14 protein-coding genes are annotated in these 16,028 nt (G+C 69.0%); 4 read left to right on the top strand and 10 right to left on the bottom strand.

Translation table 11 applies throughout. The features are described from left to right. Positions 1-11 precede the first annotated feature (11 nt). Both ACTMTI_RS15880 and ACTMTI_RS15885 read right to left on the bottom strand, forming a co-directional pair. Positions 12-1,448 carry a serine/threonine-protein kinase gene (locus ACTMTI_RS15880; RefSeq protein WP_441121087.1) on the bottom strand — a complete coding sequence of 479 codons (1,437 nt, stop codon included), beginning with the start codon at positions 1,446-1,448 and terminating at the stop codon, positions 12-14. After that, a complete protein-coding gene (locus ACTMTI_RS15885) occupies positions 1,438-2,943 on the bottom strand; it encodes a serine/threonine-protein kinase (protein WP_441121088.1) in 1,506 nt (501 codons plus the stop codon). The genes ACTMTI_RS15880 and ACTMTI_RS15885 overlap by 11 nt, the downstream gene beginning before the upstream one ends. Before the next feature lie 75 nt (positions 2,944-3,018). On the opposite strand from ACTMTI_RS15885, the gene ACTMTI_RS15890 reads away from it, so the two are divergent. Then, entirely contained in the window at positions 3,019-4,743 is a 1,725-nt protein-coding gene (locus ACTMTI_RS15890; protein ID WP_441121089.1) for a DEDD exonuclease domain-containing protein, read from the top strand. Between the two features lie 17 nt (positions 4,744-4,760). Continuing rightward, positions 4,761-5,048, top strand: coding sequence for an Lrp/AsnC family transcriptional regulator (locus tag ACTMTI_RS15895; protein ID WP_441121090.1), 288 nt, complete (start codon positions 4,761-4,763; stop codon positions 5,046-5,048). 442 nt (positions 5,049-5,490) lie between these two features. Here the strand turns inward: ACTMTI_RS15895 and qcrB are convergent, their stop codons facing one another. Genes qcrB through ctaE form a run of 4 tightly spaced genes read right to left on the bottom strand, consistent with a single transcriptional unit; the run spans position 5,491 to position 9,731 of the window. Beyond that, complete coding sequence (gene qcrB, locus ACTMTI_RS15900; RefSeq protein WP_441121091.1) at positions 5,491-7,149, bottom strand: cytochrome bc1 complex cytochrome b subunit; 1,659 nt, start codon at positions 7,147-7,149, stop codon at positions 5,491-5,493. Beyond that, the gene (gene qcrA / locus ACTMTI_RS15905) at positions 7,146-8,258 is read right to left on the bottom strand and encodes a cytochrome bc1 complex Rieske iron-sulfur subunit (protein WP_441121092.1); all 1,113 of its coding nucleotides are present in this window, start codon (positions 8,256-8,258) and stop codon (positions 7,146-7,148) included. Before qcrA ends, qcrB begins: the two co-directional genes overlap by 4 nt. Next, entirely contained in the window at positions 8,255-9,064 is an 810-nt protein-coding gene (qcrC, locus tag ACTMTI_RS15910; protein ID WP_441121093.1) for a cytochrome bc1 complex diheme cytochrome c subunit, read from the bottom strand. The genes qcrA and qcrC overlap by 4 nt, the downstream gene beginning before the upstream one ends. 13 nt (positions 9,065-9,077) lie before the next feature. Beyond that, entirely contained in the window at positions 9,078-9,731 is a 654-nt protein-coding gene (gene ctaE, locus ACTMTI_RS15915; RefSeq protein WP_441121094.1) for an aa3-type cytochrome oxidase subunit III, read from the bottom strand. 209 nt (positions 9,732-9,940) lie between these two features. On the opposite strand from ctaE, the gene ACTMTI_RS15920 reads away from it, so the two are divergent. Together ACTMTI_RS15920 and trpD are read left to right on the top strand one after the other, a co-directional pair. Beyond that, the gene (locus ACTMTI_RS15920) at positions 9,941-10,339 is read left to right on the top strand and encodes a hypothetical protein (protein WP_441121206.1); all 399 of its coding nucleotides are present in this window, start codon (positions 9,941-9,943) and stop codon (positions 10,337-10,339) included. Between the two features lie 6 nt (positions 10,340-10,345). Continuing rightward, complete coding sequence (gene trpD / locus ACTMTI_RS15925; protein ID WP_441121095.1) at positions 10,346-11,392, top strand: anthranilate phosphoribosyltransferase; 1,047 nt, start codon at positions 10,346-10,348, stop codon at positions 11,390-11,392. Positions 11,393-11,752: 360 nt separating this feature from the next. On the opposite strand, the gene ACTMTI_RS15930 is transcribed toward trpD, so the two are convergent. The 4 genes from ACTMTI_RS15930 to ctaC form a co-directional block, all read right to left on the bottom strand. Further along, complete coding sequence (locus ACTMTI_RS15930) at positions 11,753-12,964, bottom strand: L,D-transpeptidase (protein WP_441121096.1); 1,212 nt, start codon at positions 12,962-12,964, stop codon at positions 11,753-11,755. 143 nt (positions 12,965-13,107) lie between these two features. Continuing rightward, positions 13,108-13,521, bottom strand: coding sequence for a cytochrome c oxidase subunit 4 (locus ACTMTI_RS15935; protein ID WP_441121097.1), 414 nt, complete (start codon positions 13,519-13,521; stop codon positions 13,108-13,110). Continuing rightward, on the bottom strand, positions 13,521-15,182 hold the full coding sequence (gene ctaD, locus ACTMTI_RS15940; protein WP_441121098.1) for an aa3-type cytochrome oxidase subunit I: 1,662 nt from the start codon (positions 15,180-15,182) through the stop codon (positions 13,521-13,523). The genes ACTMTI_RS15935 and ctaD overlap by 1 nt, the downstream gene beginning before the upstream one ends. Then, positions 15,179-15,943, bottom strand: coding sequence for an aa3-type cytochrome oxidase subunit II (gene ctaC, locus ACTMTI_RS15945; protein WP_441121099.1), 765 nt, complete (start codon positions 15,941-15,943; stop codon positions 15,179-15,181). The genes ctaD and ctaC overlap by 4 nt, the downstream gene beginning before the upstream one ends. Positions 15,944-16,028: the final 85 nt, after the last annotated feature.

Consider the following 16,028-nt stretch of genomic DNA (forward strand, 5'->3'; position numbering starts at 1 on the left):
GTGCTTGCAGCTCATTTCTTCAGTGCCGTCCACGCCAGGCGGGCGGCGGCGATGGCCGGCTCCGTATCCTTCGGGACCGTGATGGGCACGTCCTCACGATGCCAGACCACCTCGCCGAGGAGGTTGCTTGTCAGGAAAAGCACCGTGCTGTCGGACATGCCTTTCTGGCTGTTGATCGAGGACAACGTGAAGCTGTTCTGGATGATCGCCGACTCCCCGGCCCCGGAGACGTCGCTGACCGCGCCGCGGGTGTCGCGCGACACCGTGCCCTGCGCGGCCGCGCGGCTGGTCTTCTCACTGGCGAAGCGGCGCTGCGCCACCTGGGGGCCGCCGAGGTCGCCGTCGGGCTTCTCCACCCATGCGCGGACGATGAGGCGGCGGCTCATCACGAGGCCCTTGCGGCTGACCCACTGGCACTCGCCCGGCCTGGTGAGGCGGCCGGGTTGGGGGGTGGCCTTCATGATTTCGGCGACCTGGGCGTCGCTGAGGAGCGTGCACGGGTCCGGCGCCGTGGCGTACTTGCCGGTCTCCGGCTCGGTGCGCAGCGCGCCGGCGGCGTACCAGCCGCCCGCGCCCAGCGCGACGACGGCCGCGAGCACGGCCGCCACCGGCCGCCATCTGCGGCGCGGGCCCGAGGAGAGCGCCAGGCCGCTCAGCGCCTGGCGGATCTGCGGCGCCGTCGGGCGGGCCGCGGGGTTCTTCGCGAGCATGGCCATCACCAGGCCGCCGAGGTCGCGGCCCGCCCTGGCAGGGAAGGGCGGCTCGTGCAACAGCACCGCCGCCGCCACCGCCGCGGGCAGGGCACGCTCGAACGGCGCTCGGCCCTCCACAGCGGTGTAGAGGCTGGCGCCGAGCGACCACAGGTCTGACGCCGGGGTCGAGGGCTGCTCGTTGAGCCGCTCGGGGGCCATGTAGCCGGGTGAGCCGGCGCTGCCGAACCTGTCGGCGTGCCCGCCCATCGGGGTCGCGATGCCGAAGTCGGTGAGCATGGCCGAGCCGTCGGCGTCGAGCAGGATGTTGGCCGGCTTGACGTCCTGGTGGAGCATGCCGTGGGCGTGGGCGACCTCCAGCGCCGACAGCACCCGCAGCCCGACCTGGGCCACGGACGCGGGCGGCAACGGCCCCTGCTCCTTGATCACCTTGTCGAGGGAGCGGCCGGTGACCAGGTCCATGACGATCCACGGCTGGTCGCCCTCCATGACGACGTCGTGCACGAGCACGATGGCCGGGTCGCGCAGCCGTCCGGCGGACCTGGCCTCGTGGATGGCCCGGTCGGTGAACTGCGCCCGTTCGTACGGGGCCAGCCTTTCCGGCACGCGTACCTGCTTGACCGCGACCTGGCGGTCGAGGATCTCGTCGATCGCGCGCCACACGGTGCCCGCGCCGCCCTGTCCGAGCCGCTCGATCAGCCGGTAGCGGCCGGCCAGCAGGTAGAGGTCACCCGGCATTGCGCAACGCCTGCTCGCTCGCCTGCGCCGCTCTCAGCGCCGACTGCTTGACGTCCTCGTCGGTCGGCCTGTCGGTGGTGGTGGAGTATTCGACGCGCACCACCAGGTTGGCCAGCCGGTAGAAGATCTGGGCGGTGTGGACGCGGCCCGTCTCCCCCGCCAGCTCGTAGCCGAACGCCTCCTCCCCGACACCGGCGACGTCGTGAACGGGAGTGCGCGTGGCCTTCGTCGATTTCGGTACGCCGATCTCCGGCCAGCTCCACAGGACTTCGTTGCTTCTGCTCCAGTGGCGCTTCTGGCTCTGGAGGAGCGCGTGGGCCGAGACCGTGGTCATCGACCACGGGTCCACCGTATCGGAGTCCTTCTGCACCTGCAGGCCCACGCCGGTGCCCGAGATCGACCAGCCGCACGTGGGGCCCTCCGCGTTCGCGCTCGGCTTCCCCTTGGGCGGCTTCTGCGTGCGCAGCAGCCTGCCCGCCTCCTCCGAGCTGATCAGCGTGCACACGTCCATGGGCACGGTGAACGCCTCCGGCGTGCCGCCGCCCCGCTCCCCCAGGACGAGAAACGCGGTCGTGCCCCCCGCTGCGAGGACGAGCACCACCGCGGCGGCGATCCAGAGCGCGACCCTGCCGCGCTTGCGGGTCTTGCTCGGCGCGGTCGCTTCCTGGCTGACGGGCAGTTGCGGAGCCGGCCCGCCCGCGGCCACCTGCCGGAGCGCGTGGATCACCACGCGGGCGTCGGGGCGGGCGGCGGGGTGGTAGGCCATCATGGCCGACAGCAGCGGGCCGAGCGGACCCGGCAGGAGCGGCGGCGGCTGCGTCAGAGTGGCCTGCACCCGCTGCGCCGCCGAGCCGTCGTAGGCCGGCGCGCCCGTTAACGCGACGTGGAGCGTCGCGCCGAGGGACCACAGGTCGCTGGCCGGGCCGCCGGGGTGGCCTTCGAGCCGCTCGGGCGCGATGAACCCGGGCGAGCCGATCGTCAGCCCCTGCTCGGTGATCGTGGCCTGGCCCTCCTGCCTGGCGATGCCGAAGTCGGTGAGCACCACCCGGCCGCTCTCGGTCAGGAACACGTTGCCCGGCTTGACGTCGCGGTGCTGCAGGCCCTGCGCGTGGGCGGTGGACAGCGCCTCCAGCACGTCGGCGCCGATCCGCGCGGCGTGGCCGGGCGGCATGGGCCCGAACTCGCGCACGGTCTCGGCCAGCGTGCGGCCCCGCAGCAGCTCCATGACCAGCCACGGCCGCTCGTGCTCGACGACCACGTCGTGGAGCGCCACGATGCCCGGGTGGCGCAGCCGCGCGGTGGCCTGCGCCTCGCGCACGGACCTTTTCACCGAGTCCGCCCGCTCCTTGGGCGACGTGCCCTCGGCCAGCGTGAGCTCCTTGACCGCGACCTCGCGATCGAGCATCTCATCCCTGGCCAGCCACACTTTGCCCATGCCGCCCGCGCCCAGAGGGCGGAGCAGCGTGTAGCGGCCGGCAAGTCTTCCAGCGGACATAAAGGGAAGGGTAACCAAGGATCAAGAGGGAGGGTTATTCGTTCCTGTCGGTCGTTCTCTCTATGGTCTTGGGTCGTGGACGCGGTTCAAGGCACTCTCGACGAGCTCGGCACTCCGCTGAGCGACGTCACGTTCGTGGTGTTCGACCTGGAGACGACCGGCGGCGCGCCTTCCGAGGACGCCATCACCGAGATCGGCGCGGTCAAGGTGCGGGCGGGAGAGGTGCTGGGCGAGTTCTCCACGCTGATCGATCCCGGCGGGCCGATACCGCCGTTCATCTCCGTGCTGACCGGGATCACCGACGCCATGGTCATGGCCGCGCCGCGGATCGAGGCGGTGCTGCCGAGCTTCCTGGAGTTCATCCGCGGGACCACGCTGGTGGCGCACAACGCCGGCTTCGACACCCGCTTCCTCAAGGCCGCCTGCGCCACGCACGGCTATCCCCCTCCGGCCAACCCGGTCGTCGACACCGTCGATCTGGCCCGGCGCGTGCTGACCCGCGACGAGACGCCCAACGCCAAGCTGTCCACGCTGGCCAGGTTCTTCCGCAGCCCGGTCGAGCCGTGCCACCGCGCGCTGCAGGACGCCAGGGCCACCGTGGACGTGCTGCACGGGCTGATCGAGCGGGCCGGCTCCTTCCAGGTGCACACGCTCGAAGAGCTCAAGTCGTTCGTCCGCGCTCCCACGCCCGAGCAGCAGCGCAAGCGCCACCTGGCCGAGTCGGTGCCGCACGCGCCCGGTGTCTACCTCTTCGAGGACGAGCGCGGCGAGGTTCTCTACATCGGCAAGAGCACCAACCTGCGCAACCGCGTCCGCTCCTACTTCACCGCGGGCGAGACCCGGCCGCGCATCCGCGAGATGATCGGCATCGCCGAGCGGGTGCGCCACATCGTCTGCGCCACCGCCCTGGAGGCGGAGGTCAGGGAGCTGCGCCTGATCGGCGGCGCCAAGCCCCGCTACAACCGCCGCTCCCGCTTCCCCGAGAGGATGCTCTGGCTCAAGCTCACCGCCGAGCCCTTTCCCCGCCTGTCGATCGTGCGCGACCTCAAGGACGACGACGCCACCTATCTCGGCCCGTTCAGCAGCGCGCGGCTGGCCGACGACGCCCGCATCGCCCTGCACGAGGCGGTGCCGCTGCGCCAGTGCACCCAGCCGATCACCTCGCGGACCCGGCGCGCGGCCTGCGTGCTGCACGAGATGGGCCGCTGCGGCGCGCCGTGCGAGGGCAAGGAGAGCCAGGAGGACTACGCGCTGCACGTCGAGAGCGCCCGCCGCGCCATGAGGCTCGACGCCACGCACGTCTTCGCCGCCGTCTCGGCCCGCATGGAGCGCCTGTCGGTGGAGCAGCGCTATGAGGAGGCCTCCATCGACCGCGACCGGCTGGCCTCGTTCGTCCGCACGGCGGCCCGCATGCAGCGGCTGAGCGCCATCACCCGCATCCCGCAGCTCGTCGCCGCCAGCCCGGCGTTCGGCGGCGGCTGGGACATCCACGTGATCAGGTACGGCCGGCTGGCCGCGGCCGGCGTCATGCCGAAAGGCGCCCACCCGACCCCTTTCGTCGACTCCCTGACCGCCACGGCCGAGGCCGTCATCCCGGGGCCCGGCCCCGTCCCCGCCGCCAGCGCCGAGGAGACCGAGTGCATCCTGCGCTGGCTGGAGTCGCCGGGCGTTCGGCTGGTCGAGGTGGACGGCGTGTGGAGCCTGCCCGCCGGGGGCGCCGCCCGCCACAAGGCCCGCATCGACCTCGCGTACCGCCATCTGGACCATGGACGCAACCGGGAGGGGCGGCCTTTGCGGTGACCCGCTAGAGTTACCCCATGGTCACGGCTATCGTCCACATCAATGCTGAGGTAGACCGGATCACGGAGGTCGCCGAGACGATCGCCGAGATCGACGGGGTCAGCGAGGTCTACTCCATCACCGGCGAATACGACTTGCTCGCCATGGTCCGTGTCCCGGCCTACGAGCAGGTCGCCGAGGTCGTCCCCGGACGGATCAACAAGGTCGCGGGCGTCCTCCACACCGAAACCCACATCGCCTTCCGGGCATACTCCAAGCACGACCTGGACGCCGCCTTCTCCATCGGCTTCCCCGAGGCCGACTGACCGGCTCTGGGGGCGCGAGGCGGCCGCCGAGGTGCCGCCGCGCCCACAAGCCTCCAGGGGGGCCGTTCTGGACCGTGGTGAGCGCCGCGGCCCCCCTGATGCCGCTCGCCGTCATCGCCGGGCCGCGCGGGCGGCGATAGCCGGGGCGGGCGAATGCCGGCTGGGACGGACGTTCATCACGCTGGTCGTCGACACCCCCTTCTGGCTGCGGTCATGATCTCCAAACCCAGCATGGAGGCGCGCCGCCCGATCGGTCGGGCCACGGAGCCGGCCCAGAAGGCGCTCCGTCACGGCGAGCGACCCGTGAGCCTTCACGACCGGCCATGACAGACGGCAACCGTCTACGGCGCGTGCGGGCAACCCCGGCGAAGCCGTAAAACCAGACACAACACAAACCGGGCCCGGACGGGAAGATCCGTCCGGGCCCGGTTTCAGAGACACATCAATGCGTGAGGCTACGATCGTCGTCACCGGTGCCGATGGCGGCGTGCTCCTCGTCGTGTCCGTGTCCGTGCCCGTCGTCCAGCGGGATCTTCTCCCCGCCGTAGGCCTTGGACATGCGTGCGCGCAGCTTGCCGAGCGGACCGCGCATGCCCTTCGGCGGGATGCCCGAGGTGTCCTCGGCCACCGGCAGCATCCGCACCGACTCCTTGCCGCGCATGTGCGCCTCGATGTCCTCCGCCGGCGACGTGTGGACCTCGATGAACTCACCGTGCGGCAGCCGCTTGATCACGCCGGACTCCACACCGTGCGAGACGACCGCGGAGTCGGAGCGCTGCAGTCCCAGGCAGATGCGGTAAGTGATCATGTAGGCCAGCGCCGGCCCGACGAAGATGAGCACCCGGCCCGCGTAGGTCGTCCAGTTGAGGCTGATGTGGAAGTTCGCCGCGATCTCGTCGTTGGCGCCGAGCAGCCACAGGATGCCGTAGAACGTGATGGCCGACATGCCGATCGAGCTGCGGTGCGGGTTGTTGCGCGGCCGGTCCGCGACGTGGTGCTCGCGGCGGTCGCCCGTCACCCATTGTTCGAGGAACGGATAGAGCGCCAGACCGGTCATGATGATGCCCATCGGCACCAGCGCCGGGATGATCACGCTCAGTGGCAGCGTACCGGCGTTGGCCGTGCCGAAGAGGTTGATCTCCCACGGCACCATGATGCGCAGCGCGCCTTCGAGGAAGCCCATGTACCAGTCGGGCTGCGAGCCCGCCGAGATGTCGGCCGGCGTGTACGGCCCGAACAGCCAGATCGGGTTGATCTGGGTGAACGTCGCCAGACCCGCGACCACGGCCAGCGTGAACAGGAAGTACGCGCCTGCCTTGGCCATGAAGGCCGGGTAGAACGGCGCGCCCACCACGTTGCCGTTGTCGCGCCCCTTGCCCGGCATCTGGGTGTGCTTCTGCACCCACATGAGCACCATGTGCGCCGAGATCAGCGCCAGCAGGATGCCCGGGATGAGCAGGATGTGCAGCGAGTAGAACCGGGAGATGACATCCTCGCCCGGATATTCCCCACCGAAGAGGAAGAACGTGACGTACGTGCCGACCAGCGGCAGCGAGATCGCCACACCCTCGGTGATCCGCAGACCGGCACCGGACAGCAGGTCGTCGGGGAGCGAGTAGCCGGTCAGGCCCTCGGCCAGTGCCAGCGTCAGCAGCAGCACGCCGATGATCCAGTTGAGCTCGCGCGGCTTGCGGTAGGCGCCCGTGAAGAACACCCGCAGCATGTGGATCGTCATGCCGGCCACGAACAGCAGGGCCGCCCAGTGGTGCATCTGCCGCATGAGCAGACCACCCCGGACTTCGAAGCTGATCTCCATCGTCGACGCGTACGCCGCGGACATCCCCACGCCCGTGAGCGGCGAGTAGGGGCCGTCATAGATGACGTGCTCCATGCTCGGCTTGAACCAGAACGTCAGGAACGTGCCGGTCAGCAGCAGGATGATGAACGAGTAGAGCGCGATCTCACCCAGCAGGAACGACCAGTGGTCCGGGAAGATCTTGCGCAGGTTGCGCTTGAGGGCGTTGGCGCCGCCGAGGCGTTCGTCGAGGAAGTTCGACGGCCCGGCGATGGCCTTGGGTACGGCTTTCAGCTCGGCGCTCATGCCTGGCCTCCCTTCGACCGTGCCTCGGCCTCGGCGTCACCGCGTTCCCAGTAGCTGGGACCGACAGGCACGTCGAAGTCTCCCTGGGCGATGAGGTAACCCTGCTCGTCGACGGTGATCGGCAGCTGCGGCAGCGGCCGCGCGGCCGGGCCGAAGATGACCTTCGCACCGTCGGCGGCGTCGAACGTCGACTGGTGGCACGGGCAGAGGATGTGGTGGGTGGTCTGCTCATAGAGGGCCGCGGGGCAGCCCACGTGGGTGCAGATCTTGGAGTACGCCACGATGCCGTCGTGCGTCCAGTTCAGCTTCGTGCCGCTCTTGATCTCTTCCGGGCGGAACTTGATCAGGATGAGCGTGGCCTTGGCGAGCGCGTTGAGGTCGTGCTCGTAGCCCTCGGGGACCACCGACAGGATGCCGCCGGGCGAGTTGAAGTCGGCGGCGCGGATCGGCTGCCCGGTGCCCTCGACGACGAGCTTGAGCGGCTTGCCCTCCTTGGTCTTCTCACCCCAGACCGTGTGGCGCAGCAGCTTGTTGAACTTCGCGCCCGGCATCGTGCTGTTGTCCAGGTCGCGCAGCAGCACCAGCGGGATCAGGCCCAGCGGCGCCGCCGCCAGCAGCAGGCTGCGGCGCAGCAGCTTGCGCTTGACGAAGCCGCTCTCGTTGGCGCCCTGGATGAACGTGTCGGCCACGACGCCGCGGTCGGCCTCGTCGGAGACCATCTCGTGGCGCTCCTGGACCAGCGAGTATTTCGGCATGATCTGGCGCACCCAGATCACGATGCCGATCGCCATCGCCAGGATCGCCACCGTCAGCGAGCTGCCCAGCGCGAGGTTGGACATGCCGGTGGCCTCGGGGCTGCCGACCTGGAACACCACATAGGAGATGATGAACGCGATGGCCGCGAGGAAGGTGATCGTGAAGCACAGCGCCACGATCTTCTCGGCCTTGCGGGCCTTGGCCTCGTCCTGCAGCGTGACGCCAGGGACCTCTACGTCGACGTCCGGCACCTCCACGGTGCCGAGCATCGAGGTGCCCGGCGCGGGGGTGCCGACGACGCGCTTGCGGACGCGCTCGTCCGGCTGCTCGATCTCGTGCTCGTTGTCTGTCATGACTTCTGTCGCTTCTTCGCGGTGATCCAGATGGCGGCGAGTGCGAGGGCCGACAGGCCCACGATCCACGCTACGAGACCTTCCGTAACGGGGCCGATGCGGCCTAGGCCGAAACCTCCCGGATCCTTCTGAGCGCGGACCTGGGTGATGTAGGCGATCATGTCACGCTTCTCTTCCGGCGTGATCGTCGAGTCGTTGAAGACCGGCATCGCCTGCGGGCCGGTGACCATCGCCTCGTAGATCTGCGTCGGGGACGCCTCGTTGAGGTTGGGGGCGTACTTGCCCTGCGTCAGCGCACCGCCTGCGCCGGCCCAGTTGTGGCACTGGATGCAGTTGGCGCGGAACAGCTCACCGCCTCGGCCGGCGTCGCCGTGCTTGGCGTCGACCTGCTCGGCCGCCGGCACCTGCGGGCCGCCGCCGAGCGACTGCACGTAGGCCGCGATCTGGCGGGTGGTCGTCTCGTTGACCCAGGGCGCCGGTGGCTTGCGCGGAGCCTGCGCGCCGGGGTTGGCCGCGGGCATGCGGCCGGTGCTCATCTGGAAGTCGACGGCCGCGGCGCCGACGCCGATGAGCGTGGGCGCCGTCGTGGTGCCCTGCGCGTTCATGCCGTGGCAGCTGGAGCAGTGCTGCACGAACAGGCTCTTGCCCTCGGCCACGTCATCGACCTTGCCCGCGGCCAGCGCCGCGTCGGCAGGCTTACCCGCCTGGACAAATGCGGCGTATACCATCCCGACCAGCGCCAAGGCCAAAATCAGGACGGCGTATCTCGCGAGGGGATGCCGCCGCCAAGCGGTGATCCTAGTCACAGAGATCCCGTTCCTAACGAATGATGTAGATGGTCGCGAAAAGACCGATCCAGACGACGTCTACGAAGTGCCAGTAGTAAGACACGACGATCGCGCTGGTGGCCTGCTCATGCGTAAAGCGCTTCGCGGCGTACGTGCGTCCCAGCATGAACAGGAACGCGATCAGGCCACCGGTCACGTGCAGGCCGTGGAAGCCCGTCGTCAGGTAGAACACCGAGGTGTAGGCGTTAGCGGACAAGGTCGCGCCCTCTGACGCCAGCTCACCGTACTCGTACAGCTGGCCCGCGACGAAAACCGCGCCCATGAGGAAGCTGACGATGTACCAGAAGCGGAGCTTGCCGACCTGCCCCTTCTCCGCGGCCCACACACCGAGCTGGCACGTCACACTCGACAGAACCAGAATGATCGTGTTGACCGTCGCGAACGGGATGTTCAGGTGAGCGGCTTCCGCGGCATGGGTGCCTACGGGAAGGAGCGCGGGACCCCAGTCGAGTCCCTTGCCCACGCTCACCGACCGGATGGTGAAGTACATCGCGAACAGCGCCGCGAAGAACATGAGCTCAGAGGACAGCCAGACGATCGTCCCGACGCTGACCAGATTGGGTCTGCGGTACGACTGTGCTGTCGTCGTCGAAGTTATTGCGGATGCTGTCGCCACGGGCAGCATTATTGCGGCTCCAGTGGTCGGTCCGGCGCACGACCCCCCCGTTAGCAGGTACAAACCGCCAAGCAAGCAGGGATAATCGCTGTAAAACCCCTATCAGGGTCGGTGGCCTGGGATTGCACGCCCTCGCACCGGTACGATCCAGGGTGACCATACCGCTACGACCGATAGTGAGTGCGACAGTGACGTCCAGTGGGAGCACCGACGACACGATGAGGGTCCTCGTCTACAGCGACGATGCCGCCACCAGGGCTGAGGTGGTCCAGGCCATCGGCAGGCGGCCCGCGGCCGACGTGCCCCTCGTCGAGATCGTGGAGTGCGCCACCGAGCCCAAGGTCCACCAGTGGCTGGGCTCAGGCGAGATCGACGTGGCCGTCCTCGACGGCGAGACCCAGCCCGCGGGCGGGATGGGCGTCGCCCGCCAGGCCAAGGACGAGGTCTACGACTGCCCGCCCATCTGCCTGATCATCGCCCGGCGCGACGACCGCTGGCTGGGCGAATGGTCCAAGGCCGACGCCGTGATCCCCCAGCCGCTGGAGCCGATGGTCGTGGCCGACACGGTGGCCGACCTGATGCGGCGCCGATCCTCCACCCGACTCAACGCCAAGTAGGTGCTCATGGACTCCCGGACGACCTGGCCCGCCCTGCTCTCCGCTCTCCTGTCCGGAGAGCATCTGACTTCAGACGAGACGGCCTGGGCGATGCGAGAGATCATGTCCGGCTCCGCGACGCCGGCCCAGATCGCGGGCTTCGCGATCGCGCTGCGGGCCAAGGGCGAGACGGTGGCCGAGGTGGTGGGCCTGGCCCGCACCATGCTCGACCTGGCCACGCCGCTGAGCGTGGAGGGCCCCGTGGTCGACGTCGTCGGCACCGGCGGCGACCGCGCCCACACCGTCAACGTCTCGACGATGGCCGCCATCGTCGTGGCCGCCGCGGGCGTCCGCGTGGTCAAGCACGGCAACCGCGCCGCCTCCTCCTCCTGCGGCGCCGCCGACGTCCTGGAGCACCTCGGCATCCGCCTGGACCTCACGCCGGCGCAGACCGCGCAGGTGGCGCGTGAGGCGGGCATCGCCTTCTGCTTCGCCCCGGTCTACCACCCCGCGCTGCGCCACGCCGGGCCGGTGCGCAAGGAGATCGGCATCCCCACGTTCTTCAACTTCCTCGGGCCGCTCACCAACCCGGCCCGCCCGTCGGCCCAGGCCATCGGCGTCTTCGACGCCAGGATGCTGCCCGTGCTCGCGGGCGTCTTCGCCGAGCGCGGGGTATCCGCCCTGGTGTTCCGCGGCGACGACGGTCTCGACGAGCTGACCATCGCCGACACCTCGACGGTCTGGGTGGTCAGGGACGGCACCGCGACGCAGACGACGTTCGACCCGGCGGTCCTCGGCATCCCGCGGGCCGCCGCCGACGCCCTGCGGGGCGGCGACGTGGCGTTCAACGCTCAGGCCGTTCACGACCTGGTGCGCGGCAAGACGGGGCCGGTGCGCGACGCGGTGCTGCTGAACGCGGCGGCGGCCCTGGTGGCCTTCGACGGGCCCGGCGACGATCTCGACTCGGCCATGATCGACGGGTACGCCCGCGCGGTGCAGGCCGTGGACTCCGGCGCCGCCGCGGCCGCCCTGGACCGGTGGGTGGAGATCAGCGGCTCCGTCAGCTCCTCCTGAGCCGCGCCCAGCCCCTCCTTACCCGCACCGGCTCTGCCCTGACCGGCGCCCTGCGTCAGTCCTGGCCCGCCGGGCACCGCTCCTACCCCACCGGGCGGCGGCACCCGCTCGCCGCCCGGCCACGGAGCACCGTCAGCACGCGTCGACGGACGGGCGAGACGGCCATGGGCGGGCGACCGGCGCGCTGCCCCTCGCGCCGCGTGGCGCTTTCAGGCCAGGCCCAACGGGCTCCCCGCCAGAAGACGCCGGGCGACCGTCTCAGGGGAGCCTCCTGTGGTGCGCCGCCTGCGGCCGGCAGCACCGGGCCGGAGACCGGCCGCCTGCGGCCGGCAGAGCGCATAGCCAGGCGGGCCCGTGGCGTCAGAAGGTGATCGTGGGGCCGTCCTTGAGCGAGCTCCACTTCAGCCACTGCTTCCAGTTCTCCTGCCAGTGCCCCCACCCGTTCGTGGGCTCCAGCTTCCGGGGCGACCCCGTAATGATGATCGGATCCCCGATCAGCGTGTTCTTGATGAACCAGGCGGCGTTGTCCGGGCTGATGTTCACGCACCCGTGGCTGACGTTCGCACTGCCCTGCGAGCCCACGGACCAGGGCGCACTGTGCACGTACTCGCCGCTGTTGGAGATCCGCACGGTGTTGTAGACCGTCAGCCGGTAGTAACCGGCCTGGCCGGGCCCGATCCCGGGAGAGGTCATGACCGTGACGGGCTCGCGCGACATCGCCAGGTGGATCCCGGAGGTCGTGTAGTACTTCCACTGCCCGCCCTGGCCGGCGCTCATCGGCATCGTGCGGATCTTCTTGCCGTCCCGCCGCACCGTGAGAACGTGCTCGTCGGTGCTGCCCTTGGTGATCTGCGCGCGGCCGATCTTGAAGTCGAGCTTGACGTCGCGCTTGCCGTACATGCCGGGTCCCCCGCGTACGCCCGCCAGCCGCGCCTCCACCCGCACCTTGGTGTGCGCGGGCCAGTACTTCTGCGGCCGGAAGTCGACGTGCTGGCTGTCGAACCAGTGCCAGGCCCCCTCGACCGGCTTCGAGCTGCGGACGGTGAGGTTGCGCTCGATGGACACCCGGTCGACGATCGGCTGGTCGAAAGCGATCATGACGGGCATGCCGATGCCGACGGTCAGCCCGGTGTCGTCCTTGTTGGGGGTGATCGTCTTGATGTCGAACGTCTTGTCGCCCTTGACGGTCGTGAACGTGCTGGTGGTCTCGCTCTGCTTGCCCGCCGAGCCCGCGGAGACGGCGGTGACCGTGTACGCGGTGTTCGGGCGGGCGGCGGCGGTGCTGCGCCAGCGGGTGCCGTCGGCGCTCAGGACCCCCGGCAGGGGGCCGGACTTGCCGCCGTCCACTCGTACGCTCGTGAGCCTGCCCGCCTGGGCCGCCACTATCACGGGTTGGTCCGTGGGCACGTTCGCGGCCTTGTCCTGCGGAGAGAACGACACAGGCGGCCCCTGGGCCACCCTTCCGGCCATGGCGGCCCCGTCCGGCTCGCTCCCCGACCGGTCACCCGCCGAGCACGCCGCCAGCAGCGCCAAGGTCAGCAGGCCGGCCGATCCATACGCTACCTGCTTCACGAGTGACTCCCTCGTCCACGATCGAACCGCTTGTGTCTCCTTTAGTACCCTCGGTGATCGAATCGCCATATCCGTACACCGGTAAAGAACACCAAAAAGCGGGCGTCCTCCCCCAAGGGAGGCGCCCGCTTCGTGGTGTCAGGTCAGTGCGAGAAGTGGCCCCGGTAGTACTGGAACACGAACCCGATCATGGCCATGATGACGAGGAAGACCCCGATCAGGAACATCCAGAAGCCGATCACGAACCCGGCGAAGGCGAAGGCCGCGGCCAGGCACAGGAACAGCGGCCACCAGCTGCTCGGGCTAAAGAAGCCGATCTCGCCCGCGCCGTCGCTGATGTCGGCCTCCTTGTTGTCCTCCGGCTGGGCGCCGATGCGCCGCGCGGTGAACATCAGGTAGTAGCCGACCATGAACGCGAACCCGACCGAGATGGCCATGGCCGTGGTGCCGACCGGCTCACCCTGGCCCGTCGCCGCCTTGGTCCAGAACCAGTAGGCCACGTCGACGCCGGCGAAGAACAGGCCGCACGCGAGGAACAGCCAACCTTGAACCCTCATCAGGCTTCGACCTCCTGAGCGGACTTGGCGGACACGTGCGGGTAGTGCAGGTCGAACGCGGGGCGCTCGGACCGGATGCGCGGCAGCGAGGTGAAGTTGTGCCGCGGCGGCGGGCAGGAGGTCGCCCATTCGAGCGAGCCGCCGTAGCCCCACGGGTCGTCGACCGTGACCTTGGGCGCGGTGCGCCAGGTCTTCCAGACGTTGTAGAAGAACGGCAGCGTCGAGGCGCCCAGCACGAACGCGCCCACCGACGAGATCATGTTGAGGTCGGTGAAGCCGTCGGCCGCGCTGTAGTCGGCGTAGCGGCGCGGGAAGCCCGCCACGCCCAGCCAGTGCTGCACCAGGAACGTGGTGTGGAAGCCGATGAACAGCAGCCAGAAGTGCAGCTTGCCGAGCTTGTCGTTGAGCATCCTGCCGGTGAGCTTGGGCCACCAGAAGTAGAAGCCGCCGAACATGGCGAACACGACGGTGCCGAAGACCACGTAGTGGAAGTGGGCGACGACGAAGTAGGTGTCGCTGATGTGGAAGTCGAGCGGCGGCGAGGCCAGGATGACGCCCGTCAGGCCGCCCAGCAGGAACGTGATGAGGAAGCCGACCGAGAACAGCATCGGCGACTCGAAGCTGAGATGCCCTCGCCACATGGTGCCGATCCAGTTGAAGAACTTCACACCTGTCGGCACCGCGATGAGGAACGTCATGAACGAGAAGAACGGCAGCAACACCTGCCCGGTCGGGAACATGTGGTGTGCCCAGACCGTGATGGACAGGCCGGCGATCGAGATCGTCGCGGCCACGAGGCTGATGTAACCGAAGATCGGCTTGCGGCTGAAGACCGGCAGGATCTCCGTCACGATGCCGAAGAACGGCAGCGCGATGATGTAGACCTCGGGATGCCCGAAGAACCAGAACAGGTGCTGCCAGAGCATCGCACCGCCGTTCTCCGAGTCGAAGATGTGGGTGCCGAGCTTGCGGTCGGACTCCAGGGCCAGCAGCGCGGCGGCCAGCACCGGGAAGGCCATCAGCACGAGCATGCTGGTCAGCAGCACGTTCCAGGTGAAGATCGGCATGCGGAACATCGTCATGCCGGGCGCGCGCATGCAGATGATCGTGGTGATGAAGTTGACCGAGCCGAGGATCGTGCCGAGGCCCGACAGCGCCAGGCCCATGATCCACAGGTCACCGCCGATACCCGGCGAGTTGATCGCGTTCGACAGCGGCGTGTAGGCGAACCAGCCGAACGACGCCGCACCCCCGGGGGTGAGGAAGCCCGACACGGCGATGATGCTGCCGAACAGGTAGAGCCAGTAGCTCACCATGTTGAGGCGCGGGAACGCCACGTCGGGGGCGCCGATCTGCAGCGGCATCAGCGCGTTGGCGAAGCCGGCGAACAGCGGCGTCGCGAACATCAGCAGCATGATCGTGCCGTGCATGGTGAACAGCTGGTTGAACTGCTCGTTTGAGGTGAACTGCAGCCCCGGCTGCGCCAGCTCGGCCCGCATGACCAGCGCCATGACGCCGCCGATCAGGAAGAAGACGAACGACGAGATCAGATAGAGGTGCCCGATGATCTTATGATCGGTCGAGGACAGCCACTTTGCGATCACCTGACCCTTGGTGGTGGGCCGGGCGGGCGCGCGGAGGGGTTCTTGAATGGCGGTCACTGGGCACTCCCAGCCTGTTGTGTCGCGATGTACTGGTTGAACTCCTGCTCCGAGACGAGCTTCACGGAGAACAGCATGCGGCTGTGGTCGACTCCGCACAGCTCAGCGCAGCGGCCGGCGTAGATTCCGGGCTTGTCGAGCGTCTTGATCTCGAACTTGCGGCCCGGGTTGTCCTCGGGGATGCCGGGAATGACGTCACGCTTGAACAGGAACTCCGGCACCCAGAAGGAGTGGATGACGTCGTCCGACGACAGGTCGAACTCGACCGTCTTGTTCACGGGCAGGACGAGCTGCGGTCCCTGCTTGTAGTCGCTGACCGGCATGCCGGCGACCGGCGCCAGGGTCTTGCCGCCGACCGTCGTCGTGAAGCGCCAGCTCCACTGGAAGGCCTCGACCTTGACCCGCACGTCGGGGTTGCCGGACATGCGGGTGAGGGCCTCGCTGTCGCGGGCGGTGAAGAAGAAGAACACCGACACCATGACCAGCGGGATCAAGGTGTAGAGGATCTCGATCGGCAGGTTGTAACGCACCTGCGGCGGGAGCTCGGCCTTCGCCTTGCGCTTGCGGTGGAAGATGGCCGCCCACATGATCAGGACGATGACGACGGCACCCGTGGCGAGTGCGGCGATCCAGGCCCCGTTCCACAGACTCTGGACCAGACCACCCTGCTCGGTGATGTGGTCGGGAAGAAGGCCGCGAGACCAGTCGGCCTCGGGGACGTCATTAGCACACGCCGTAGCAGTGGCCAGCAGCAACGCCAACGTGGCGGCGCGTGGACCTCTGCGCCGGGCCAACGAACGCCGCGTCGTACGGCGAGTCGGACTCACGGATCGCCTACCCCACAGA

It is taken from the genome of Nonomuraea sp. H19 (assembly GCF_052068215.1).
In the GTDB taxonomy this organism is placed as follows: Bacteria; Actinomycetota; Actinomycetes; order Streptosporangiales; family Streptosporangiaceae; genus Nonomuraea.

What these genes read in the sequence shown, in the direction of transcription:
- ACTMTI_RS15885 (WP_441121088.1), bottom strand. Translation starts at nt 2,943, where the DNA reads ATGTCCGCTGGAAGACTTGCCGGCCGCTACACGCTGCTCCGCCCTCTG.
- ACTMTI_RS15920 (WP_441121206.1), top strand. Translation starts at nt 9,941, where the DNA reads ATGAGGGTCCTCGTCTACAGCGACGATGCCGCCACCAGGGCTGAGGTG.
- trpD (WP_441121095.1), top strand. Translation starts at nt 10,346, where the DNA reads ATGGACTCCCGGACGACCTGGCCCGCCCTGCTCTCCGCTCTCCTGTCC.
- ACTMTI_RS15895 (WP_441121090.1), top strand. Translation starts at nt 4,761, where the DNA reads ATGGTCACGGCTATCGTCCACATCAATGCTGAGGTAGACCGGATCACG.
- ACTMTI_RS15935 (WP_441121097.1), bottom strand. Translation starts at nt 13,521, where the DNA reads ATGAGGGTTCAAGGTTGGCTGTTCCTCGCGTGCGGCCTGTTCTTCGCC.
- qcrB (WP_441121091.1), bottom strand. Translation starts at nt 7,149, where the DNA reads ATGAGCGCCGAGCTGAAAGCCGTACCCAAGGCCATCGCCGGGCCGTCG.
- ACTMTI_RS15880 (WP_441121087.1), bottom strand. Translation starts at nt 1,448, where the DNA reads ATGCCGGGTGACCTCTACCTGCTGGCCGGCCGCTACCGGCTGATCGAG.
- ctaE (WP_441121094.1), bottom strand. Translation starts at nt 9,731, where the DNA reads ATGCTGCCCGTGGCGACAGCATCCGCAATAACTTCGACGACGACAGCA.
- qcrA (WP_441121092.1), bottom strand. Translation starts at nt 8,258, where the DNA reads ATGACAGACAACGAGCACGAGATCGAGCAGCCGGACGAGCGCGTCCGC.